Origin of the sequence: Anaerostipes faecalis (genome assembly GCF_018982945.1) — a bacterium.
Classification (GTDB): Bacteria; Bacillota; Clostridia; order Lachnospirales; family Lachnospiraceae; genus Anaerostipes; species Anaerostipes faecalis.
Genome location: NZ_JABRXE010000001.1, coordinates 413,301 through 438,520 on the forward strand (window position 1 = coordinate 413,301; position 25,220 = coordinate 438,520).

23 protein-coding genes and 1 riboswitch are annotated in these 25,220 nt (G+C 36.2%); all 23 genes read left to right on the forward strand.

Annotated elements, in window-relative coordinates; all coding sequences use genetic code 11:
• Position 1: 1 nt before the first annotated feature.
• On the forward strand, positions 2-2,368 hold the full coding sequence (locus tag KTB61_RS02005; RefSeq protein WP_230973569.1) for a peptidase U32 family protein: 2,367 nt from the start codon (positions 2-4) through the stop codon (positions 2,366-2,368).
• An 8-nt stretch (positions 2,369-2,376) separates the two neighbouring features.
• Positions 2,377-3,780, forward strand: coding sequence for an FtsW/RodA/SpoVE family cell cycle protein (locus KTB61_RS02010; RefSeq protein ID WP_216696686.1), 1,404 nt, complete (start codon positions 2,377-2,379; stop codon positions 3,778-3,780).
• On the forward strand, positions 3,686-5,164 hold the full coding sequence (locus KTB61_RS02015) for a peptidoglycan D,D-transpeptidase FtsI family protein (protein ID WP_216696687.1): 1,479 nt from the start codon (positions 3,686-3,688) through the stop codon (positions 5,162-5,164). Before KTB61_RS02010 ends, KTB61_RS02015 begins: the two co-directional genes overlap by 95 nt.
• A gap of 102 nt (positions 5,165-5,266) precedes the next feature.
• Positions 5,267-5,710: an NUDIX hydrolase gene (locus KTB61_RS02020; RefSeq protein WP_075758942.1), complete on the forward strand. Its 444-nt coding sequence runs from the start codon at positions 5,267-5,269 to the stop codon at positions 5,708-5,710.
• A 235-nt stretch (positions 5,711-5,945) separates the two neighbouring features.
• Positions 5,946-7,121 carry a D-alanyl-D-alanine carboxypeptidase family protein gene (locus tag KTB61_RS02025; protein WP_075758941.1) on the forward strand — a complete coding sequence of 392 codons (1,176 nt, stop codon included), beginning with the start codon at positions 5,946-5,948 and terminating at the stop codon, positions 7,119-7,121.
• A 114-nt stretch (positions 7,122-7,235) separates the two neighbouring features.
• Complete coding sequence (locus tag KTB61_RS02030; protein WP_075758940.1) at positions 7,236-8,051, forward strand: SDR family oxidoreductase; 816 nt, start codon at positions 7,236-7,238, stop codon at positions 8,049-8,051.
• A 23-nt stretch (positions 8,052-8,074) separates the two neighbouring features.
• Positions 8,075-9,997 (forward strand): BglG family transcription antiterminator, encoded by a 1,923-nt coding sequence (locus KTB61_RS02035; RefSeq protein ID WP_216696688.1) that lies wholly within the window; start codon positions 8,075-8,077, stop codon positions 9,995-9,997.
• An 18-nt stretch (positions 9,998-10,015) separates the two neighbouring features.
• Positions 10,016-10,468, forward strand: a complete 453-nt coding sequence (locus tag KTB61_RS02040) for a transcriptional regulator GutM (protein ID WP_230973570.1) — start codon at positions 10,016-10,018, stop codon at positions 10,466-10,468.
• Positions 10,469-10,485: 17 nt separating this feature from the next.
• A complete protein-coding gene (gene srlA, locus KTB61_RS02045; protein ID WP_075758938.1) occupies positions 10,486-11,028 on the forward strand; it encodes a PTS glucitol/sorbitol transporter subunit IIC in 543 nt (180 codons plus the stop codon).
• Between the two features lie 25 nt (positions 11,029-11,053).
• Positions 11,054-12,064, forward strand: a complete 1,011-nt coding sequence (gene srlE, locus KTB61_RS02050; RefSeq protein WP_075758937.1) for a PTS glucitol/sorbitol transporter subunit IIB — start codon at positions 11,054-11,056, stop codon at positions 12,062-12,064.
• A gap of 29 nt (positions 12,065-12,093) precedes the next feature.
• Positions 12,094-12,450 carry a PTS glucitol/sorbitol transporter subunit IIA gene (locus KTB61_RS02055; protein WP_075758936.1) on the forward strand — a complete coding sequence of 119 codons (357 nt, stop codon included), beginning with the start codon at positions 12,094-12,096 and terminating at the stop codon, positions 12,448-12,450.
• A 228-nt stretch (positions 12,451-12,678) separates the two neighbouring features.
• Positions 12,679-13,578 carry a metallophosphoesterase gene (locus KTB61_RS02060; RefSeq protein WP_216696689.1) on the forward strand — a complete coding sequence of 300 codons (900 nt, stop codon included), beginning with the start codon at positions 12,679-12,681 and terminating at the stop codon, positions 13,576-13,578.
• Positions 13,568-14,308 (forward strand): segregation and condensation protein A, encoded by a 741-nt coding sequence (locus KTB61_RS02065; RefSeq protein ID WP_075758934.1) that lies wholly within the window; start codon positions 13,568-13,570, stop codon positions 14,306-14,308. Before KTB61_RS02060 ends, KTB61_RS02065 begins: the two co-directional genes overlap by 11 nt.
• Before the next feature lie 8 nt (positions 14,309-14,316).
• A complete protein-coding gene (gene scpB, locus KTB61_RS02070) occupies positions 14,317-14,907 on the forward strand; it encodes an SMC-Scp complex subunit ScpB (protein ID WP_075758933.1) in 591 nt (196 codons plus the stop codon).
• Position 14,908: 1 nt separating this feature from the next.
• Positions 14,909-16,645: a biosynthetic-type acetolactate synthase large subunit gene (ilvB, locus tag KTB61_RS02075; RefSeq protein WP_216696690.1), complete on the forward strand. Its 1,737-nt coding sequence runs from the start codon at positions 14,909-14,911 to the stop codon at positions 16,643-16,645.
• Positions 16,646-16,656: 11 nt separating this feature from the next.
• On the forward strand, positions 16,657-17,154 hold the full coding sequence (gene ilvN / locus KTB61_RS02080; protein WP_075758931.1) for an acetolactate synthase small subunit: 498 nt from the start codon (positions 16,657-16,659) through the stop codon (positions 17,152-17,154).
• 435 nt (positions 17,155-17,589) lie between these two features.
• Positions 17,590-18,774, forward strand: coding sequence for an acetyl-CoA C-acetyltransferase (locus KTB61_RS02085; protein ID WP_075758930.1), 1,185 nt, complete (start codon positions 17,590-17,592; stop codon positions 18,772-18,774).
• Positions 18,775-18,797: 23 nt separating this feature from the next.
• Positions 18,798-19,574, forward strand: a complete 777-nt coding sequence (locus KTB61_RS02090) for an enoyl-CoA hydratase-related protein (RefSeq protein WP_216696691.1) — start codon at positions 18,798-18,800, stop codon at positions 19,572-19,574.
• Between the two features lie 83 nt (positions 19,575-19,657).
• Positions 19,658-20,497 carry a 3-hydroxybutyryl-CoA dehydrogenase gene (locus KTB61_RS02095; RefSeq protein WP_075758928.1) on the forward strand — a complete coding sequence of 280 codons (840 nt, stop codon included), beginning with the start codon at positions 19,658-19,660 and terminating at the stop codon, positions 20,495-20,497.
• Positions 20,498-20,523: 26 nt separating this feature from the next.
• The gene (locus KTB61_RS02100) at positions 20,524-21,675 is read left to right on the forward strand and encodes an acyl-CoA dehydrogenase (RefSeq protein WP_075758927.1); all 1,152 of its coding nucleotides are present in this window, start codon (positions 20,524-20,526) and stop codon (positions 21,673-21,675) included.
• A 14-nt stretch (positions 21,676-21,689) separates the two neighbouring features.
• Positions 21,690-22,472: an electron transfer flavoprotein subunit beta/FixA family protein gene (locus KTB61_RS02105; RefSeq protein ID WP_075758926.1), complete on the forward strand. Its 783-nt coding sequence runs from the start codon at positions 21,690-21,692 to the stop codon at positions 22,470-22,472.
• A 24-nt stretch (positions 22,473-22,496) separates the two neighbouring features.
• Positions 22,497-23,531, forward strand: a complete 1,035-nt coding sequence (locus tag KTB61_RS02110; RefSeq protein ID WP_075758925.1) for an electron transfer flavoprotein subunit alpha/FixB family protein — start codon at positions 22,497-22,499, stop codon at positions 23,529-23,531.
• 218 nt (positions 23,532-23,749) lie between these two features.
• Positions 23,750-23,834, forward strand: a riboswitch (cyclic di-GMP riboswitch).
• Between the two features lie 359 nt (positions 23,835-24,193).
• Positions 24,194-25,213 carry a nucleoid-associated protein gene (locus KTB61_RS02115; RefSeq protein ID WP_216696692.1) on the forward strand — a complete coding sequence of 340 codons (1,020 nt, stop codon included), beginning with the start codon at positions 24,194-24,196 and terminating at the stop codon, positions 25,211-25,213.
• Positions 25,214-25,220: the final 7 nt, after the last annotated feature.

A 25,220-nucleotide genomic window follows, 5' to 3' on the forward strand; every position in this document is an offset into this window, starting at 1 on the left:
AATGAAAAGAGAAATTGAGGTATTAGCACCTGCAGGTTCCATGGAATGCATGAAAGCAGCAATTGTAAACGGAGCGGATGCAGTATATCTTGGTGGAGAAATGTTTGGTGCAAGAGCATATGCTGGAAATTTTTCTCAGGAAGAATTATGTGAGGCTATTGATTATGCACACTTATTTGGAAAAAAGATATTTCTGACAATTAATACATTAGTAAAGGAAAAAGAACTCCCTTTATTGGTAGACTTCTTAAAGCCTTACTATGAACAAGGTCTGGATGCTGTTATTGTTCAGGATTTCGGAGTGTTTGCAACTGTTCGCAGACATTTTCCTGATTTGGAAATTCATGCCAGTACCCAGATGACAATTACAGGAATAAATGGTGCAAGATTAGTAAAAAAAATGGGAGCCAAAAGGGTCGTTCCAGCAAGAGAACTGTCGCTGGAAGAAATTAAAGAAATAAAAGATGATACAGGGCTGGATATGGAGTGCTTTGTTCATGGAGCTCTTTGTTATGGATACTCTGGACAGTGTTTTATGAGTAGTATGCTTGGAGGGAGAAGTGGAAATCGAGGCAGATGTGCAGGAACGTGTCGTTTGCCTTTTCAGATGAAAGGGAAAAAACATACAAAGAATTCGTATCCACTTAGTCTGAAAGATTTATGTACCATAGAGAATCTTCCGGAAATACTGAATCATGGAGTTGATTCTTTAAAAATTGAAGGACGAATGAAAGGTGCCAGATATGTAGGTGAAGTAACAAGGATTTACAGAAAATATGTAGATTTATATCTTTCAGGCAATACTTATATTGTAGAGGATCAAGACAAAAAAATCTTAATGGAATTGTTTAATCGTGGCGGATTTACCGATGGTTACTATGGTCAGTATCATGGCAGACAAATGATGAGTATGAAGCGTCCGGATCATCAGGGAATGCTTGTTGGGAAAATTAAAAAAATAAATAAAGGAAAACTTGTTTTTACTGCAAAAGAGGAAATACACAAGGGAGATATTATGGAATTAAGGATATCTTCTACAGAGAAGGTAGAATTGACCAGTCCATCAGATTGGGAAAAAGGAAGTTTTGTCACCCTAAATGGACAGAAAATGAAAAAACTGTATTGTGGTATGGAAATTTTCAGAACCAGAAATCAGCAGTTAACACAGAAGATTGATAAGAGTCTGAAATTAAAAAAGCAAGAAAATCTTAAGGGAAAAATCATACTTCATTCAGGCGAATGTGCTAAATTATGGATAGAAAATGGAAGAGAGGCTGTTTGTGTAGAAGGACCAATGATAGAAAAGGCTCAAAAACAGACAGCAGATAAACAGCAAATTATGAAACAGCTATCCAAAACAGGAGAAACTCATTATCATTTCACTGATTTACAGGTAGAAATGGATTCAGATATTTTTGTACCAGGTTCACTATTGAAAAAATTAAGAAGAGATGCTTTTGATGCATTAGATAAAAAGCAGATACAAGCATATCGACGAAGTTACAAAAAACCGGATGAAGAAGTAATCAGACAGCTGAGATCTTGTTATTCTGAGCCAGAGATTACGGTTTCTCTTGAAAATGTTAATCTTGTTCCGACTGTTTTAAAATATTCTAACGTACAGAATGTGTATCTGTCATGGATGAATCTAAAACAGAAGAAACAGCCAAAGCAGATTGTGGAACAGATATGTCAATCAGGAAAATCATGTTATATAATGCTACCTCAAATTGCAAGAAAGCAGCAGATGGAGGAAATTCAAAATAAAAAACGGCTGCTTTTCTCAAAAAATGTCAAAGGATTGGTGGTACGTAATATTGAGGAATTATCATGGCTTCTACAAGAGTCTTATAACGGGAAACTGGTGTTGGATTATATGGTATATGGATACAATAAAAAAGCAGTGGACACATTAATGAAAATGTATCCAGGTGAGGTTCGCATCACATATTCAGTGGAATGTAATCGACAGGAATTAAAGGATTTAGAATGTTACAATGGGGAACTGATTTTTTATGGTTATCTTCCGTTGATGGTTTCAGCCCAGTGTGTAAAAAATAATCTTCTAGGATGTGATCAGAAAGAAGAATGGTTAACCTTAACCGATCGATATCAAAAGGAGTTCTACGTTAAGACTTGTTGTAGCGACTGTATAAATGAAATCTATAATGGACAACCGATTTGGCTTGGAACAGAGCAGGAATTGGTGGAAGATCTGCAGCCAGAAGCATGTCGGTTTCATTTTACAAAAGAAACACCAGAGGAAGCAGATTATATTTTAAATACCATAGAAGAAATACAGAAAGGAAAAAATGTTTCTCCACTCAGTGATTATACAAAGGGTCATATGAATAGAGGAATTTTGTAGGTGAAGGTATGATACAGATTGTCACGGTCATTGCAAAATATTTAATTTTAATCATGTGTCTGGTTTATACATTATCCTGTTTTACTATGTTTAGACCTAAAAACAGGGAAAGACAGGGAGATCTTCTTGATAACCAGGTGATTTATATGTTTATTTTCCTGTTTCTGTGCTATGCAGTTTTATTTTTAAGAAGTTTTGATTTGAAAATTTTAATATTTTTTGCAGCTCAGGTCGTATTTTTTGAAATTATGATGATTTTATTTCCTAAAATCTATAAGCGATGTTCCAGACTGCTGATTAATAATACCTGTTTTTTGCTTGGAGTAGGATTTGTTATTTTAACAAGGTTATCATTTGAACTGGCCATGAAACAATTTGCTATTGCAGCGATAAGTCTTATTGCCACTTCACTTATTCCTTTAATGATGCAAAAAATATCGTTTTGGAGTAAACTGGGATGGTTTTATGCTATTGCAGGGTTTGTACTCCTTGCATCAGTTTTTGTAATAGGGGTTCAGAAAAATGGCTCCTATAATTGGGTTCGTATCGGACCTTTGGCGTTTCAGCCATCAGAATTTGTAAAAATTATATTTGTTTTCTTTTCGGCAGCACTGTTATCAAAGGCAAAAGAGTTTAGAGATTTAGTCAAAATAACTGTAATTGCTGCGTTATATGTCCTTGTTCTGGTAGTTGAAAAAGACTTAGGTGGAGCATTATTATATTTTGTAATATATCTTATGATGCTGTATGTTGCCACTGCAAAACCATCTTATTTGTTAGGAGGACTGGCGGCAGGCTCACTGGCAGCAGTGATTGCCAATCTTTTATTCTCTCATGTTCAGATTCGGGTGGCAGTCTGGAGAGATCCTTTTTCTATGATTGAAGGACGAGGAACACAGGTTTGTCAGTCTCTTTTTGCCATAGGTACAGGAGGATGGTTTGGCATGGGCCTTGGTATGGGGCGTCCATTTGATATACCGGTACGAGAATCAGATTTTATATTCTCGGTTATTAGCGAAGAATTCGGTGCGATTTTTGGACTATGTCTGATTTTTGTATTGATTAGCTGTTTCATATTATTTATGGATATTTCTACCAGAAGCAGAAAGTTATTTAATAAATTACTCTGCCTTGGATTTGGAGTATGTTTTCTGTTTCAGGTATTTTTAAGTATTGGTGGTGTTACAAAATTTATTCCATCAACAGGGGTTACCATTCCTTTGGTAAGCTATGGAGGAACTTCAGTTGTTAGTACATTGATTATTCTGAATATTATTCAGGGATTGCATATGTTAGCAGATAGCGAGGAAGAAGAACATGAACGTATTAAAGCGGAAGAAGCAAAAGAATATGGAAGAGAATCCGTTACAGAAAGACCAATGGGAAAAACCAGGAAAGAAAAGAAGAGCTAACCGTCAAATCTTGCAGATAACCTATATTTTTGTTGGATTATTTCTGGCACTGATTGGTTATATTATTCATTTTGTTGCAATTGACAGTAAAGAAGTTATCACGGACTCTCACAATCTGAGACTTCAGGAACTAGAAAAAACAGTTGTTCGCGGGAAAATCATCAGTAGTGATGGACAGGTACTTGCTCAGACTATTACAGAAAATGGTGAAGAAGTGAGAGATTATCCTTATGGTCGAATGTTTGCACATGTTGTTGGATACAATGATAAAGGGAAATCGGGGCTGGAATCAAAGTGTAACTTTGATCTGTTAACATCCAATGCAAATATTTTTTCACAGATTACAAGTAATTTAAGTGGACAAAAAAGTATTGGAGATAATGTATATACCACATTGGATACCAAAGTTCAAAAAGCTGCCTACAATGCTCTTCAGGGACAAAAAGGAGCAGTGGTAGCTATGGATCCGGAAAGTGGAAAGATATATGCCATGGTTTCTAAACCGGACTTTCGTCCGGGGCTGGTAAAGGAAAACTGGCAGGAATTAAATGAGAGTGAGAGTTCTCTTTTGTTAAATCGTGCAACTCAGGGACTTTATCCACCGGGATCCACCTTTAAAGTAGTAACAGCTTTGGAATATATGAGAGAACATGAAGACGATTATCAGGATTTCAGATATACATGTAATGGATCAACACAGGTAGGTGATCTGACTATTCATTGTTATGGAGGAGCAGTTCATGGAACAGTGGATTTGGAAGAAGCTATGGAGAAATCCTGTAATACTGCATTTGTGCATATGGCACAGTCTTTAAATAAAGGAAAATTTTCAGAACTGGCAAAAGATCTGATGTTTGATTCCAGAGTACCAATAAATTTACTGGCAAATAAAAGTCGTTTTTCTTTTAACAAGAATTCTGGTATCAATGAGTTGGCGCATACGGCAATTGGTCAGGGTGAGACATTGATTACACCTCTCCAGAATGCTATGGTCATGTGTGCGATTGCCAATAATGGTGTTATGATGCAGCCATATCTGGTGAATCAGGTAAAAAATATTGATGGTGGTGTAATTAAAGAGACAAAAACAAAAGAAATATCCAATCCTTTAACAGAAACAGAATGTACAAAGTTAAAGAAAATGCTTCGAAAGGTTATTACCCAGGGAACTGGAACCAGAGCTTATTCATCACAATATCTGGTTTATGGAAAAACAGGTTCTGCTGAATATAACAGTGCAAAGGATTCTCATGCATGGTTTATTGGATGTGCGGAGAAAAGCGGGAAAAAGATTGTTGTCAGTGTACTTGTGGAAGATGGTGATTCTGGAGGACGAGTTGCAGCACCAGTGGCTGATAAAGTTTTCCATGCTTTTTTTGACTGATGGACAGTTGAAATCATCTAATAATCACGGTATAATATTCTCAGAGATAAGGACACACATTGGTCAGAACCAGAAAGAATGTTCTGAAGACAGGAGGTTGTTATGACAAAGGCAACGAGCTGTGGTGGTGTCGTAATATTTAGAGGAAAGATTTTGCTGTTGTACAAAAGCTACAAGAACCGTTACGATGGCTGGGTACTTCCAAAAGGTACTGTTGAGAAAGGAGAAACACACGAGGAGACCGCTCTCAGGGAAGTAAAAGAAGAGACGGATGTGGATGCTTTGATTGTTAAATATGTTGGAAAAAGTGAATATTCTTTTTATTCTTTTCATGAACAGATTGTGAAAAGTGTTCACTGGTATTTAATGGAAGCGGGAAATTATCATTCCAAACCGCAGAAAGAAGAGTTTTTCGTGGACTCAGGGTACTACAAATTTCACGAGGCTTACCACTTATTAAAATTCCCAAATGAGAAGGAGATTTTGAAAGAAGCATATGAAGAATATAAAAGGTTAAAATCTTCTAACCGATGGGGAAGCAGATAGTATTATTAAGAAAACTGTTGTGAAGCAACTGACAGATCAGTTGTTTTACAGCAGTTTTTTTACATTGGGAAAGAACTTATCTGCCTTGTTTTTATTGACAAAATAGTACGAAAATTTTATAATCAAAGCACAAAATAAAATTTCGTATAAATACAAATACATAAAATATATTTTTGTGTGTATAAAAAATTTTACCAGATACTAAACTGTAACATAAGATGTTAGAGGTATATGAATGAAACAACGAATTATGGGGATTTTTGTGGCATTTATAGTGATGACATCCACCTTTGTCTATGGAAATCAGCCAGAAGCAATTGTAACTTCTACGGTACCAACGCTATCTTTATCGGCAAAATCTGCGGTTGTGATGGAGGCAGGAAGCGGCACAATAATTTATGAGAAAGAAAAAGATAAAAAACTTCCGCCGGCGAGTGTAACCAAAGTTATGTCGTTGCTTTTAATATTTCAAGAAATCGACAGTGGGCGTCTGAAACTTGGAGATGAGGTAACGGTCAGTGAACATGCAGCATCTATGGGTGGATCACAGGTATTTTTAGAGCCTTCAGAAGTACAAAAAGTGGAAACACTGATTAAATGTGTGGTAATATCCAGTGCTAACGATGCAGTTGTTGCATTGGCAGAACATATCGCAGGAAGTGAGGAAGGTTTTGTTAAAAGAATGAATAAAGAAGCAAAAAAGCTTGGAATGAATCATACAACTTTTAAGAATGCCTGTGGTTTAGATGAGAAAGGTCATGTAACAACTGCATATGATATCGCACTTATGTCAAGAGAATTAACAACAAAGCATCCGGATATTTTCAAATATACAAAAATATGGATGGATTCTTTTACACATACCACAAGAAAAGGAACAAAGGAGTTTAGTCTTAGTAATACTAATAAGATGATTCGACAGTATAATGGATGCACGGGATTAAAAACAGGAAGTACCAGTGTTGCAAAATTCTGTCTTAGTGCAACTGCCACCAGAAATGGAGTAGATATGATCGCAGTGGTTATGGCAAGTGATGATTCAAAGGCAAGAATAAAAGATGCAAGTGCACTGCTAGATTATGGATTTGCTAATTGTCAGGTTGTTGAAGACACTATTTCAGCAAAAGAAATTGGGAAAATTCCAGTCATAAAAGGAAAAAAAGAGACAGTGTCCTATCCATCTGAAATTAAAACAAAAATTATAAATATTAAGGGTGATCAAAAGAAAATCAAAAAGGAGATAAAAATATATCCAATAACAGCTCCTGTAAAAAAAGGACAGAGGATTGGAATAATTATATATAAAAGAGGAGAAGATGTTCTAATTAAAAAGGATATCAAAGCTACTGAAAATGTGGAAAAGATGAACTACCTTAGTTGCCTTTTGAAAGTTGCAGAAAACTTTTTTTAAAACAATACACTAAATTTCTTCTGGCTGGAAAATGACAACATTAATTATTCTGTATTCGCTCATTATAATAAGCTCATGAAACAAAGAAACGCAGGTTTTTAAAGGAGGATTATAATGAGCGAATCTTGGTTAAAACTTGAAGGTAAGACAGTAATTGTTACTGGAGGTGCTTCTGGTATTGGAAAAGCAGTGGCACAGGGATTTCTGAATGTGGGAGCCAATGTGGTGATTTCTGACATGGCTCCTGAGGCTCCCGAAATGGATGAAGCAGAAGGAAAACTTCTGTATGTAAAGACTGACGTAACAAAAGTTGCAGATGTTGAGGCAATGGTTGAAAAAACAAAAGAAACATTTGGAACAATTGACGTGCTGATCAATAATGCAGGAATTAATATCCCTAGACTTCTGGTTGATCCAAAGGATCCGAAAGGACAGTATGAATTGGATGAAGCAGTTTGGGACAAAGTTTGTAATGTTAACTTAAAAGGTGTATTTTTTTGTGCACAGGCCGTTGGCAGAGTGCTGGTAGAAAAGGGAGAAGGAGTTATCATTAACATGTCTTCTGAAAGTGGTCTGGAAGGTTCTGAAGGACAAAGTGTATATGCAGCATCCAAAAATGCGGTAAATTCATTGACAAGATCTTGGGCGAAAGAACTTGGAAAACAGGGAGTCAGAGTTGTTGGAGTTGCACCTGGAATCATGGAAGCTACAGGTCTTCGTACAATAGCTTATGAATCTGCATTGGCATATACCAGAGGTATTACAGTAGACGACTTAAGAGCTGGATATGCAAAAACATCAACAACACCACTTGGGCGTTCAGGCAAACTTTCTGAAGTTGCAGATATGTGTGTATACCTGGCAAGTGAAAGAGCATCTTATGTTCATGGTGTTACAGTCAATGTTGCTGGAGGAAAAACCAGAGGATAAGAAATTTAACTGAAAGGATAAATATGAAGCTTTTTTTGGAAGAAAACAGAATATCATCAATTCTAAAAAATATTGAGATGCAGTCTGTTTGTAATGTGGAAACACTTGCAGGAAAGTTGAATGTGTCGTCAAAGACTATCCGAAATGATATTAAAGAATTGAATTGTCTTCTGGGAGGATATGCATGTATTAGCAGTCAAAAGGGTAATTATAAATTAATTGTTTTTGAGCAAAAAGGTTATAAAGAAATTCGAAACAAAATATATCAGCAGGATGATTTGTTTAATTCAGCACAGATCAGAATGGCTTATCTGTTCTGGCAGCTAATGGATGCTAAAGAACCATATCTTACAGATGATTTGTCTGAAGAGATGAAAGTTGCACGGACGACAACTATTGGTGACTTGAACAGGCTTCGTAAGATTATCGATAAATATCAGTTAAAGATTAAAGGAAAAGCTAATACAGGATTAACCCTGATTGGCGATGAACTGCAAATACGAATGTTCCTGATGGAAAATATTTATGAACAATTATATTTAAACTTTCCATTGGGACAAGTAGTAAGAGAAAAATTGTTTGAATTTCAAAAAAAGCTTTCTCTGGATGCTTTAGGATTTAGTTTTTTCTTCCGTTTTTTTGTTGTTATGATACATCGGGTGGAAAGTGGACACCTAATAACCAATTTAGAAGATAAGTATTTGGAATTATATCAAAATCAGGCATATGAAATCGTAGATGATTTTTTAAATGAGATAGAAAAAGTTAAAGGCTATAGTATACCAAAAGAAGAAAGGATTTTTCTATGTATTTCAGTGGCGGGAATGAGAACACCGGCAAACATAAAAGAAATTGAACAAAGAATTAATATTTCAGAAGATGTGGCAGAACTTATTATTGAGATGCTCGACAGAATTAAGTCAGAAATGAATGTAACGGTAATTGCCAATGAATTGTTTGATGATTTTGTGTATCATGTTTTTTTCATGATCAACCGGTTAAAATATGGGTTTCATATACATAATTCAATGACAGATGATTTTAAAGACAAATACAGTGTTGCTTTTAAGATGGCAGAAATAGGGAAAGAGGTTATTGAGGAGAGAGAAGGCATTAAGATAACGGAAGATGAAATGGCTTTTCTTGCAGCATATTTCGGAGTATTTTTGATTGAGCAGGAACCAGAACAAAAGAGATGTAAGATTGCGATTGTTTGTGGTTCAGGTAAGATCATTGGAAGATTGTTAGAAATTCAGTTGAAAAAATTATTTGATGTAGAACCTGAATTTGAGTTTTTCTATAACGGAAATTTTCAGGAAGATAAAAATGATCCTTTTGATTTTGTGGTTACAACAACAGAAATTGATATGGATACAAAAGCTCCTGTTATTTTTATGGAAGAAGTATTTGATAAAGAATATATTCAAAGAAAATTTGAGAACATTAAATATCTGTCTGATGCAGGAAGAGATATCAGGAGAGGAATTGATTCTCTTTTCTTAAATCTATTAGATGATGGAAGCTTTTTTATACTGGATTCTCAAAAATCTTATGAAGAAAATGTTGATAGTATGGCTACAACTTTAATCATGCAGGGAGAGATTGATAAGGATTTTGCAGAAAGAATTCATCAGAGAGAACAGTATTCAACAATGATTTTAGATCAGTATGTTGCGTTCCCTCATACAAAGAATATGTTAAATAAATTAACATTGGCATTAGGTGTATTTCCGGAGAAACTTACCGATGAAGAATATAAAGATGTAAAATTGGTTATTATGCTGGGGATTCCGGAAGAAATGGAGAATGACATGGTTCTTGTAAGACTTTATGATGATATTCTGACCGTAACAAAGGATTATCATATAATAGAAAAAATTCAAACAATGAAAAGCTACAGAGAATTATTATTGTATATTGCAGAAGAAAATAATATTTTTAGATAATGAAAAAGGAGGAAGAAGATGTCTTATTTTATGATCGTTGCAGTTGGCTTTTTTGTCGCATTAATGCTGCAGTTTTTGCTGCAGATGATTCAGATGAAAAGTTTTAACAAATATTATAGTAAGCTTCGGAAAATGGGAAGGGTTGCTATTGGTAAAGCAAAAGGTGGATTTTATGCTGGTGCTATTGTCATGTTTGCAATCGATCAGGACGGAATGATACTGGATGGCTGTTTTATGAGAGGATTTACAATGTTGGCAAAATTTAAAGAATGGAGTTTCTTTAACGGAGTAAATGTTGGATCTATTAAAAAAGAACATTGTAGTACCATCGGAGTATCGTTAAGAAGAGCTGTCTTAGACGCTTCTTCCAATTATAACACGATTATGAGTGGAGGCGAAATCTTAGAAAAACCGGGACTTTTAACGAGAATCGGAGATAAAATCTACGGTATAAATAAGAAAAAAGCCTGAATGAAAGGAGTTATTTTATGAATGCTATTATAAAAGCTGCGTCAGGATTTATGGGATTATTCGATACAGGAGCTGAAACTTTTATCAGCTGGGTGTCTGGAATTGTGCCAAAAGTATTGCTGCTGTTAATTTTGATGAATACAATTATTGCATTAATTGGACAGGATCGTGTCAATAAATTCGCAAAAGTTTGTTCCAAAAATGTTATTTTAGCATATGGTGTTTTACCATTCATTTCAGCATTTATGCTGGGAAATCCTATGGCATTATCTATGGGAAAATTTTTACCGGAGAGAATGAAGCCAAGCTACTATGCTTCAGCATCTTATCATTGTCATACAAATAGCGGTATTTTTTCTCATATTAATCCAGGTGAAATTTTTATTTATCTGGGAATTGCTCAGGGAATTCAGACTCTTGGCCTGGATATGACAGAATTAGGACTGCGTTATATGCTGGTAGGTCTGGTAATGAACTTTTTCTCAGGATGGGCAACTGATTTTACAACAAAGATTGTTATGAAACAGCAGGGCATTGAATTAAGTAATGAATTGAAATAGGAGCAAATCGTATAGGAGGAAAACTATGTCAGAATATAGAGCAATTACAATCAAACAAGGTAGCGGAGGGTTTGGTGGACCTTTAACTGTAAAACCGCAAGAGGGAAAAGATGTATTATTATATATTACAGGGGGTGGAGCTGAACCAGATATTTTACAGAAAATCGTAGAATTAACAGGATGTCGACCTGTAAATGGATTTAAAACAACAGTTCCAGAAGAAGAAATTTTTCTTGTAATCATTGACTGTGGTGGAACCCTTCGTTGTGGAATTTATCCTCAGAAGAGAATTCCAACGATCAATATTAACCCTGTTGGAAAATCTGGTCCAATGGCTAAGTATATAACAGAAGATATTTATGTTTCTGGAGTAACAAATAAAGAAATAGTATCTGCAGATGGAGAAGCCGAACCAATAAAGGAAGCAGCGCCTGCAAAAGAAGAAAAAGAATTTAAATATAGTGCAGATAAAAAGGTATCTGAAACTATGGGTGGATCTTCAAATTCAAGTATTATTCAGAAAATCGGTATGGGCGCAGGAAAAGTAGTTGCAACCTTTAACAGTGCCGCTAAAGAATCTGTAAATACAGTGTTACATACAATTCTTCCATTTATGGGATTCGTATCTCTTCTGATTGGTATCATTCAGGGATCTGGATTTGGAAACTGGTTTGCAAAACTTTTGCAGCCATTATGCGGAAATATTATTGGTTTAGTAATTCTTGGATTTATTTGTTCTATTCCGTTTTTAAGCTGTCTCCTTGGACCAGGAGCTGTAATTGCTCAGATCGTTGGAACTTTGATCGGTGTTGAAATTGGAAAAGGAAATATTGATCCAAGTCTGGCACTTCCAGCGCTGTTTGCAATAAATACACAGTGTGCATGTGACTTTGTTCCAGTAGGACTTGGTCTTGCAGAAGCAGATCCGGAAACAGTAGAAGTTGGTGTTCCATCTGTATTATATTCAAGATTTATTACCGGTGTACCTAGAGTTTTGGTTGCTTTTGTAGCAAGTTTTGGACTTTATAGTAAATAATAAATTAAGTTAAAAGAAAGGAAAATAGTATGATGTATCAGGTAACGATTAAAGGAAAAGGAGCTATGGTTGATGCATTTTGTGGCGAAGGTATCTTTGTTACATTTGGTGATAATGCTCCGGACACACTAAAAGATTTTTGTTATTCTATTGATGTGGCCCCGGTAAATGGAGAAGTAAAACCAGGCTGCAAACTTGTTATTGATGGAAAAGAATTTGAAATTGTCAAAGTCGGAGAAGTTGCAAATGAAAACCTTGCAAATTTAGGACATGTTACATATAACTTTAATGGAATTGATGGAGAATGTCTTCCAGGAACAATCTGTGTTGAAAAGGCAGAGCTTCCGGCTCTTGATATCGGAAGCACCATTGCAATCGTTGAATAGGCTATTTTCCTGACTTAAAAGAAAATAAACATCTTTTATAGGCTGATGTAAATGTAGATGAGTTTTAATTATCTACTTTTCATCAGCTTTTTTATTACATAGGAAATTCCTTTGAATTTTCTATATAATAAAATCAATCCGCCAGGGGCTATGGGTTGTATTTTTTTCATACATTTAGTACAATAACAAAAGACGAAAAATTTAAGAATGACATGAAAAGGAGTGTTTATGATTCCTTTATTAACAGTAGTTGCTGTAGTTTTTTTTGTATCCGTTGTTACGGTGATGGTAATTGTCAGTAACATCGAGAATAAAAAACTTACAGTGGAGAATTATACAATTTCATCTATTAAGATTCCCAGATCCTTTGATGGATTCAGGATTGTTTTCTTGACGGATTTGCATTGTAATGAATTTGGAACAGACAATTCACGATTGATCGAGAAAATTGATCAATGTTGCCCCAACTTGATTTTAGTAGGTGGTGATATGGTTGTTGGAAAAGAGAATCAGTCTACAGATGTTCCGTTGAGGCTGATGAGAAATCTGGCAGAAAAATATCTGGTTTATTATGCTGATGGGAATCATGAGATGAAACTGATGCGCAATGAAGAAATATTTGGCCTCCGGTATAAAGAATATGTTCATCAGCTGAAAGAGTATGGTGTCCAGCATATTTCCAATGAGACAATTGTATTGGAGCAGGATGGAGGATATATTTCACTGACAGCATTAGATCTGGACAAAAGGTTTTACCAGAGGTTCCGGATTCCAGATATGACCAGGGAAGATATAGTGGAAGTGATTGGGAAAGAACCGGATAGGTTATTTCGGATTCTTCTTGCACATAATCCAAACTATTTTAAAGCATATGCCCAGTGGGGAAGTGATGTTGTTCTTTCAGGACATTTTCATGGAGGAATGATTCGTATACCGGGCATTGGCGGAGTTATTTCGCCACAATTTCAGCTGTTTCCCAAATATGATGCAGGAGAATATCACCTGGGAGACAGTACAATGATTTTAAGTCGGGGACTTGGAAATCATTCTATTAAACTGCGCTTATTCAATAAACCGGAGATATCCTGCATTATATTAAAAAGACAGGAGAATGCAGATGGCAATTGATGTTAAGTTGAATGTATTTGAGGGTCCTTTGGATCTTCTTCTTCATTTAATAGAGAAAAACAAAGTTGATATTTATGATATTCCCATTTCGGAAATTACAGAACAGTATTTAGATTATATCCGGGAGATGGAAGAGGAAGATCTGGATGTTATGAGTGAGTTTCTTGTGATGGCAGCGACACTTTTGAAAATCAAGGCCAAGATGCTTCTTCCTGTACAGGAAGAAGAAGGAGAAGAGGGCGATCCGAGAGAAGAACTTGTACGCAGATTGATAGAATATAAGATTTATAAATATGCAGCCTGTGAGCTTAATAAGCAAAAGGAAGAAGCCGGGAAAAGTTTCTTTAGAGAGCAGCAGATTCCCGAAGAGGTGGTTGCCTATCGGGAACCAATAGACCCTTCGCAGGTTATTGGAGATGTGACACTGGAAAAACTTGGGGAGATTTTTCAGTTTGTTATGCGAAAACGTGAGAATAAGGTGGATCCTATCCGAAGTAATTTTGGTGAAATCCAGCAGGAAGAGATTAAACTGGAAGATAAGATTTATCAGGTGGAAATGTTTATTATACAGCATGGAGAGATCAGCTTTTTGGAATTACTGGATAGTCAGAAATCTAAAGAAGAAGTTGTGGTAACATTTCTATCGATTTTAGAATTAATGAAAATGGGGAAAATCCATGCCAATCAGGATTGTATTGGTGGAGATATTATAATAAAGACATTGGAGTAATTGAAAGAATGAAGCAAAAACAGGGGATGATTGAAGGCATTTTATTTTCTATGGGAGGAACAGTGTCAAAAAAGCAGCTGCTAGATGCCCTTGAGATAAATGAAGATGTACTTACATATCTAATAGATCAATTGAAAAAAGAATATGAAAGACAAGAAAGAGGAATCCGGATTTTAGAGTTAAATGATGGATATCAGCTATGTACAAAAACGGAATATTATGAGCAGCTGATTAAAATAGTGAAACATCCTAAAAAACCGAAACTTACAGATGTTATGCTAGAAACATTATCAATCATTGCTTATAAGCAACCGGTGACCAAACAGGAAATAGAAGCTATTCGCGGTGTGAAATGTGATCATCCGGTGAATAAGCTTTTGGAATATAATTTAATCTGTGAGGCCGGACGCCTGGATGCTGTGGGACGTCCGATTCTTTTTAAAACAACAGAAGAATTTTTACGATGCTTTGGTGTGTCATCAGTGAAAGAACTTCCGGTTATCCAAAAAGATAAAGTGGAAGATTTTAAAATGGAGGCACAGGAAGAAGTGAAATATGCTTTGGAAGAAGCAGAAAATGAAATGATGGAGGAGAAGTAGTATGGGTAAAATGACAGGAAATGAGTTTTTGGTAAAAGCACTTCAGGAAGAAGGTGTTGAAAAAATATTTGGTTATCCGGGGGCATGCGTTATTGATATATTTGACGAAATATATAAGCAGGATCAGATAGAGCTGGTTCTTCCAAGACATGAGCAGGGATTGATCCATGCGGCTGACGGATATGCAAGATCAACAGGAAAAGTTGGAGTCTGTCTTGCAACCAGTGGTCCTGGTGCGACCAATCTTGTAACAGGTATTGCTACAGCCAATTATGACAGTGTTCCTCTTGTATGTTTTACCGGACAGGTTGCAACCAGTCTGATTGGAAATGATACTTTCCAGGAAGTTGATATTGTTGGAGTAACAAGAAATATTGCAAAATTTGTAATTGTGGTTCGTAAAAGAGAGGATCTTAACCGCCTGATTAAGGAAGCTTTTTATATTGCACGTTCAGGAAAACCAGGTCCTGTACTTCTGGATCTTCCGAAAGATGTTATGGCAGAGCTTGGAAGTGATGAATATCCAGAAGAAGTTAATATTCGTGGATATAAACCAAATACAAAGGTTCATCATGGACAGATTATGAGAGCTATGGAGATGATCTACAAGGCAAAGAAACCATTATTTTTAATTGGTGGTGGAGCGAAGATTTCAGGATCAGCAGAAGAAATGACAAAATTGATGGAAATGCTGAAAATTCCAGTTGTAACTACAATTATGGGAAGAGGAACAGTGCCTACAAATCATCCATTATATTTCGGTAACATTGGTATGCATGGAAATTATGCGGCAAATGAAGCTGTTAACAATTGTGATCTGCTGATCTCCATTGGTACAAGATTTAATGACCGTATTACCGGCAAGCTGGGAACCTTTGCTTCAAAAGCAAAAATTATTCATATTGACATTGATACTGCCGCTATTTCAAAAAATGTTACAGTTGATGTACCGATTGTAGGAGATGCTAAGGAAGCAATTGAACTCATGTTAAATGTTGCAGAAAACGAGTCTTCTTGTGATACAGAGCGATGGCTGGAGACGTTGGATAGCTGGAATAGAAAAAATCCTCTTGTGATGGAGGAAAAAGATAAACTGATACCAAAACAGATTATTGATGCAATTAACCAGTTTTATACGGAACCAATCGTAACAACAGATGTTGGACAGAATCAGATGTGGACAACTCAGTTTCTTCAATTGTTTGGAAAACGTCAGATGCTAACATCCGGAGGTCTTGGTACAATGGGTTATGGATTGCCAGCGGCTATTGGTGCAGCTATTGGAAATCCAGGAAGAGAAGTTGTAGCTGTTTGTGGTGATGGTGGATTTCAGATGAATTCTCAGGAAATTGCAACAGCGGTAATCCAGGAACTACCTATTACAGTGTGTATTTTAAATAATGGATATCTTGGAATGGTGCGGCAGTGGCAGGATCTGTTTTACGGAAAGAAATACGCTGGTACATGTTTAAGAAGAAGAAAAAGCTGTGAACATTTCTGTGGCAATCGTAATGCAGAATGCCCTCCTTATACTCCGGATTTTGTAAAGCTGGCTGAAAGTTATGGTGCACAGGGAATTCGGGTATTTAATAAAGAGGAAATAATCCCTGCGTTTGAAAAAGCAAAAGAAAAGAAAGATGGTCCAACGATTATTGAATTTATTATAGAAGATGAAGAACTGGTTATGCCGATGGTAAAACCAAATGGATCAATTACAGATTTGATCATGAGTCGATAGGAGGGGAAAAGATGAAAAGAAAATGGTTATCTTTATTTGTTGAGAACCGTGTAGGTGTTCTTGCAAGAATTTCTGGTTTATTCTCAGGAAAATCATACAATATTCATAGTCTTACAGTTGGAGAGACAGAAGATCCAACTATGTCACGTATGACAATCTGTACAGATGCAGATGATAAAACATTTGAACAGATAAAAAAACAGCTCAACAGAAGTGTAGAAGTAATTAAGGTTATAGATTATACAGATGTTTCAATTAGAACCAAGGAGATTATGTATATAAAGGTAAAAGGAATTACTGAACGTCAAAGAGCTGAAATTTTTCAGATGGCAGAAGTCTTTCGTTTCCTGATCAAAGACATGGATAAAGATAGCGTATTAATAGAAGCAGTTCGTACCGAAACAAAAAATGATTCAATTTTAAAAGTATTTAAAGATCGTTTTACTAATATTGAAGTTGTACGCGGTGGTCCGGTTGCAATTGAATGCATCAGTATGCAGGATCGGTAAAAGAGAGCAGTTTTCTGCTCTTTTTTTATTACATAGAAAATTCTTTTGAATTTCCTATGTAATAAGAAATGTTCCGCACGGATGTGCAAAGGAAAGACTTTGTTACACTAAAATATATATTTGCATATGAAAAGATGTTTTGTTATTTTTTTCACGAAAATATTGCAGGAATTATGGACTAATGGGAGGAATTTATTAATTGATAAAAAAATATTTATCAATGAAAGCAAATTGTGTTAAAAAAAATACAATCTGGCATGAATGGTGTATACACTTAAAAACCGCGTTTTTATGCGATTTTTTTATATGTAAGATAATTCTTCGTAGCATTTTCTTAAATTATTAATTGAAATGAAATAAAGATTGTGATACTATTAACATATCGGTGGTAATACCACCCCAGCACAATAATCATATTTATGGAGGAGAATTGATATGGCAAAGAAAGTAGTTATTGCGGGTGCATGTCGTACAGCTATTGGTAAAATGGGCGGAGCATTAAGCACAACTCCAGCACCAGTTTTAGGATCTATCGTTATTAAAGAAGCTCTTAACAGAGCAGGCGTTCCAGCTGATCAGGTTGATCATGTATATATGGGATGTGTAATCCAGGCAGGATTAGGGCAGAACGTAGCTCGTCAGGCATCCATTAAAGCAGGACTTCCAATCGAAGTACCAGCAGTTACAGTTAACGTTGTTTGTGGTTCAGGACTGAACTGTGTAAATATGGCTGCACAGATGATTCAGGCAGGAGATGCTGATATCGTTGTTGCAGGTGGAATGGAAAACATGTCAATGGCTCCATATGCATTAATGAATGCACGTTTTGGATATCGTATGAACAATGGAGTTGCTGTTGATACAATGGTAAATGACGCATTAACAGATGCATTTAACAACTACCATATGATGATTACAGCAGAAAATGTTGCAGAACAGTGGGATCTGAAACGTGAAGAATTAGATGCATTTGCAGCTTCATCTCAGCAGAAAGCTGTAGCAGCTCAGGAAAGCGGAAGATTTAAAGATGAAATCGTTCCAGTTGAAGTTAAATCAAGAAAGAAAACAATCATTGTTGATACAGATGAAGGACCAAGAGCAGGAACAACAGCAGAATCTTTATCAGGATTAAGATGCTGCTCAGGAAAACCTGATGGTGTTGTTACAGCTGGTAATGCATCAGGAATCAATGATGGTGCAGCAGCAGTTGTAGTAATGAGTGAAGAAAAAGCTAAAGAATTAGGAGTAACTCCTATGGCTACATATGTAACAGGAGCACTTGGTGGTGTTGATCCTAAGATCATGGGTGTTGGACCAGTTGCATCTACAACAAAAGCTTTAGCTAAAGCAGATTTAACAATTGATGATATGGATTTAATCGAAGCAAATGAAGCTTTTGCAACACAGTCTTTAGCAGTTGCAAGAGATCTGAAATTTGATATGAGTAAAGTAAACGTAAACGGTGGAGCTATTGCTCTTGGACATCCTGTAGGAGCTTCTGGATGCCGTATTCTTGTTACACTGCTTCATGAAATGCAGAAGAGAGACGCTAAGAAAGGTCTTGCTACTCTGTGTATCGGTGGTGGAATGGGTTGTACAACAATCGTTGAAAGAGACTAATTTCAGGAAAGGAGAATTCTAAGATGGAATTCGTTACATATGAACAGGATGGTTTTGTAGGTATTGTTACAATCAATCGTCCTAAAGCATTAAATGCATTAAATAGTACAGTATTAAAAGAAATCGAAGCAACATTTGACGCTATCGATTTAGATGCGACAAGAGCTGTCATCTTAACAGGTGCAGGAGAAAAATCTTTCGTAGCTGGTGCTGATATCGGAGAAATGAGCACATTAACAGTTGAAGAAGGAGAAGCTTTTGGTAAAGTAGGTAATGATGTATTCCGTAAGATCGAAACATTCCCTATTCCTGTAATTGCTGCAGTAAATGGATTTGCATTAGGTGGAGGATGTGAAATCTCCATGAGTTGTGATATCAGACTTTGCGCTGATAATGCAATCTTTGGACAGCCTGAGGTAGGTCTTGGAATTACACCTGGATTCGGTGGAACTCAGAGACTTGCACGTTTAGTAGGGGCTGGAAAAGCAAAAGAAATGATTTACACAGCATTCAATATCAAAGCTGACGAAGCATTAAGAATCGGTCTTGTAAATGCAGTATATCCACAGGCTGAATTAATGGATGCAGCTAAAAAGATGGCTGCTAAGATTGCTAAAAATGCACCAATTGCAGTTCGTGCATGTAAAAAAGCAATTAACGAAGGTTTAGATGTAGATATGGATCAGGCAATTGTTATTGAAGAAAAAGCTTTTGGAAGCTGTTTTGAAACAGAAGATCAGAAAGCTGGAATGGAAGCATTCTTAAATAAAACAAAAGTTGAAGGATTCAAAAATAAATAGTAAGTCATATGGTTAGGAAATTCCTGCCGGATATCCGGCAGGATAACCATTTTAAATTTTATTAATTTTCAGGAGGAATTACGATGAAAGTTGGAGTTATCGGTGCTGGAACAATGGGTGGCGGAATTGCCCAGGCATTTGCACAGACAGAAGGTTATGAAGTATGTCTTTGTGATATCAATGATGAATTTGCTGCAAACGGAAAAGCAAGAATTGCAAAAGGATTTGAAAAACGTGTTGCAAAAGGTAAAATGGATCAGGAAAAAGCTGATGCAATTTTAGCTAAAATTACAACTGGAACAAAAGAAATCTGTGGAGATTGTGATTTGATCGTAGAAGCTGCAATCGAAAACATGGAAATCAAAAAACAGACATTCAAAGAATTACAGGAAATCTGTAAACCAGAAGCAATCTTTGCTACAAATACATCTTCTTTATCTATTACAGAAATTGGTGCAGGACTGGATCGTCCAATGATCGGTATGCATTTCTTTAACCCAGCTCCAGTTATGAAGCTTGTTGAAGTTATTGCTGGTATCAATACACCACAGGAAACAGTAGATAAGATCATTGCAATTTCTGAAGAAATCGGAAAAACACCTGTACAGGTTGAAGAAGGTGCTGGATTCGTAGTAAACAGAATCTTAATCCCAATGGTAAACGAAGCAATCGGAATTTATGCTGATGGTGTTGCATCTGTTGAAGGTATTGATACAGCAATGAAACTTGGTGCAAATCATCCAATGGGACCTTTAGCTTTAGGTGATTTGATTGGATTAGATGTATGCCTGGCTATTATGGAAGTTCTTTATGCAGAATTTGGTGATCCAAAATATCGTCCTCATCCATTATTAAGAAAAATGGTTCGTGGAGGATTATTAGGACGTAAAACTGGTAAAGGATTCTATGATTACAGCAAGTAATTATGAAATTTATGGAGGAATAAAGAATGGATTTCACATTAAGTAAAAAACATGAAATGGCTAGAACTCTGTTCAAAGAGTTTGCTGAAAACGAAGTTAAGCCTCTTGCACAGGAAACTGATGAAAATGAACAGTTCCCAGTGGAAACTGTGAAAAAAATGGCTAAAAACGGCTTCATGGGTATTCCAGTTCCTAAAGAATATGGCGGACAGGGATGTGACCCTCTTACATACGTTATGTGTGTAGAAGAATTATCAAAAGTTTGTGGTACAACAGGTGTAGTTGTATCTGCTCATACTTCTTTATGTATCGATCCTATCATGACATATGGTACAGAAGAACAGAAACAGAAATATGTTCCAGATTTAGCTTCTGGTAAAAAATTAGGTGCTTTCGGTCTGACAGAACCTGGTGCTGGTACAGATGCTCAGGGACAGCAGACAAAAGCTGTTTTAGATGGTGATGAATGGGTAATTAACGGATCTAAATGTTTCATCACAAACGGTAGCTATGCAGACGTTTATATCGTAATCGCTGTAACAGGTGTAGTTGAAAAACGTGGAAGAAAGATGAAAGAAATCTCTGCATTCATCGTTGAAAAAGGAACACCAGGATTCACATTCGGAACAAAAGAAAAGAAAATGGGTATCCGTGGATCAGCTACATATGAATTAATCTTCGAAGACTGCCGTATTCCAAAAGAAAACCTGTTAGGAAAACAGGGAAGAGGATTTGGTATCGCAATGCATACTCTTGATGGTGGACGTATCGGTATCGCTTCTCAGGCTCTTGGACTTGCAGAAGGTGCTCTTGAAAGAACAATCGAATATGTAAAAGAAAGAAAACAGTTCGGACGTTCTATTGGACAGTTCCAGAATACACAGTTCCAGTTAGCTGACATGGCTACAAAAGTAGAAGCAGCTAAGAACTTAGTATACAAAGCTGCAATGGCAAAAGCTACACAGAAAGTTTACAGTGTAGAAGCTGCTATGGCTAAATTATATGCAGCAGAAGTTGCTATGGAAGTAACAACAAAAGCTGTTCAGTTACATGGTGGTTACGGATACATCAGAGAATACGATGTAGAACGTATGATGCGCGATGCTAAGATCACAGAAATCTACGAAGGAACATCTGAAGTTCAGCGTATGGTTATTTCTGGAAACTTATTGAAATAAGGAGGGTACATACCGTGAAGATAGTTGTTTGTGTAAAACAGGTACCAGATACAAAAGGTGGAGTTAAATTTAACCCAGATGGTACATTAGACAGAGGTGCAATGCTTACTATCATGAACCCAGATGACAAAGCTGGACTGGAAGCAGCACTTAGATTAAAAGAAGAACATGGAGCAGAAGTTACAGTTGTAACAATGGGACTTCCAAAAGCTGATGAAGTTCTTCGTGAAGCAATGGCAATGGGAGCTGACAAGGGAATCCTTGTAACAGACAGAGTTTTAGGAGGAGCTGATACATGGGCTACATCCACAACTCTTGCTGGTGCTATCAGAAACCTTGACTATGATCTGATCATCACAGGACGTCAGGCAATTGATGGAGATACTGCTCAGGTAGGACCACAGATTTCTGAACATCTTGATATCCCTGTAATCTCTTATGCAGAAGATATCAAAATTGAAGGAGACAGTGTTATCGTACAGCGTCAGTATGAAGACAGATATCATGTATTAAAAGCTAAAATGCCATGTCTGGTTACAGCATTAGCTGAATTAAATGAGCCACGTTACATGACACCAGGTGGAATCTTTGATGCATATGATGCAGAAGTAACTGTTTGGGGAAGAAAAGACCTGAAAGATGTAGATGATTCTAACATTGGTCTTGCTGGATCTCCTACTAAGATTGCAAAAGCATCTGACAAAGTAAGAAAAGGTGCTGGAGAAAAAGTTACACTTGATCCAGAAGAAGCAGTAGATTATATCATGGATAAATTAGCTGAAAAACATGTAATTTAGTAAAAAGGAAAAGTGGTGAATAAAATGGGTTTAGAAGAATATAGAGGAGTATTTGTCTTTGCACAGCAGGTAGACAACGAATTAAGCGGCATCGCTTTTGAATTACTTGGCAAAGCAAAAGACTTGGCAAAAGACTTAGATACAGACGTAACAGCTGTTCTGGTTGGTTCTGATGTAAAAGGACTGACAGGAGATCTTGCAAAATACGGTGCAGATAAAGTTATCGTAGTAGATGATCCAGAATTAAAAGAATACAGAACAGAACCATATACACATGCATTGGCATCTGTAATCAATGAATTCAAACCAGAAATCATGTTAGTAGGTGCAACAGCAATCGGACGTGACCTTGGACCTCGCGTATCTGCAAGAGTTCAGACAGGTCTGACAGCTGACTGTACAGTTCTTGAAATTGGTGATTTCCCATTAGTAGCAATCCCAGGAAAAGAACAGAAACACAATCAGTTATTAATGACTCGTCCAGCATTCGGTGGAAATACAATCGCAACAATCGCTTGTCCAGACAACCGTCCTCAGATGGCAACTGTACGTCCAGGTGTAATGCAGAAGATTGATCCGATCGAAGGAGCTGAAGCAGAAGTTATCGAATACAATCCAGGATTTACTCCAGATAACAAATATGTTGAAATCATGGAAGTTGTAAAATCTGTTTCTGAAACAGTTGACATTATGGATGCTAAGATTCTTGTATCTGGTGGACGTGGTGTTGGTGAAGAAGGATTCGGAATGTTAAAAGAACTGGCAGAAGTACTTGGAGGAGAAGTAAGCTGCTCTCGTGCTGTTGTAGATAACGGATGGCAGCCAAGAGATATCCAGGTAGGACAGACAGGAAAAACTGTACGTCCAAACGTATACTTCGCTATTGGTATTTCAGGAGCAATCCAGCACGTAGCAGGTATGGAAGAATCTGATATCATCATTGCAATTAACAAAGATGAAACTGCACCAATCTTTGATGTAGCTGATTATGGAATCGTTGGAGATTTAAATAAAATCGTTCCAGCACTTACAGAAAAGTTAAAAGCAGTTGTTAAATAATCAACTTTTTGAATTTAATCCTTATAGTCCTGCGGTTTTCCGCAGGACTATTTATTTATATTAAATAATAAAACATCTGGTATATAGTATGACCAGATATCTGCAAAACATAATCCAGTAAAATGATATAAAATATATTAATAAATGTTGCTGTTTAAGAACAGATAATTGACAAAAAGAGTTTAATATGATAGCATGATTAAGTAGAGATTTTCATATATATTCATTGGCAAACTTATTGAAAGATAAGGACGCAAAGCCATAAGGGTCTAAGGTTATTAACTATGACAGCCGGTTGCCACATTATTGATGATGTGAATGGATATTTATTATATCTTGATAAGGTAGCCATCACTAGGAGTAATCCAAGGGATGGATTTTTTTTACCAGGAAGGTAGAGAGATTTAATGATACCAAATGATAAGACTATGGCTGAGTGATCATATGGAATTTGTTTAATATTCCTCGGGTCCTAAATCTTTTTTTGAAGATGTTCTTAAGGGAACAGGCCATGAAGTATCTGTCACATTTCTACAAATAAGCGGGAGTTTAGGGGAATCAACCATATACATCGGGAAGCCATGGAGTAGGGAACCATGGCTTCTTCAATTGTTAATATGAATTATATGATTGCATGTAAAAGATAAAAGGAGAGGTGTAAAATGATAAAAATACAGCGAGATGATATTATTGTCAGGAAAGGTATTTTACATATATTAGACAGTCATAATGGTTACCTTGGATTATCCAATGACTTGCTGGATATGGGGCCAGATTTAATGGAATTTGTCAGAGGTCATATTTTTAAGATTCTTGAAAGTGATGATACAAAAAAATGTCAATTTGATGGAAGTATCTCTCCAGTGCTGAGTCTTCTGGAGACTATGGAAGAAACCGATGATGAGAGTTTTGTTGAGGCAACTAGAGTATTAGCGGAAAATCTTTTTGATATTATGTGTGATAGCATAACTATTCCTGCTGCAGATTTATTGTGTGTAACATTTCAGGTGCAAAGTGTAGTTCATCTTGCGTTATTGAAGATGAATTATAAAGTAACATACATACATAAACAGGATGAAAATGATGTTAATGATATTGTAAAACAGAGGGTAATGCCGACAGATTCGGCAAAACTGACGGAAGCCGTGATTATTGATCTGATGGAGTATAAGGTAAAACTTGTTGAAAAGAAATATGAAATGTTAAATGGAGACAAGATTAACTATCTGTCAGAACGGTTTTTGCAATGTTATGCTGAAATGGCCCCAAAGAAAAAGTTTCAGATTTTAAATAAAGTAATTAATGACATTAATAATCGTTATCCTGAGGATGGTGTTGCAAAGCGTCTGGAAGCTAAGAGCCGATTAAGGAATGAATTTGAAGAAAATCAGGCATTTAAAGTCAGTGAGATTGGAGATAAGTTATTTGGAGATCATCAGGGAAAGAAGCAGGAATTTGATGAGAAAATTGAACGATATGAAATGCAATATGATACTTTTACAGTAGCAAAAGAGAATACTGTACGAAAGCTGGAATATCAGATGATAGAAACTGATACAGGAATTGAGATAAAGATTCCAATGGAAGAATATAATACAAAAGACAATATAGAAATTGTTGAAGAGCCTGGTGGTGGAAGTACCATTATTATTAAAAATATTGAACAAGTAAAAATAAAATAAGGATGAT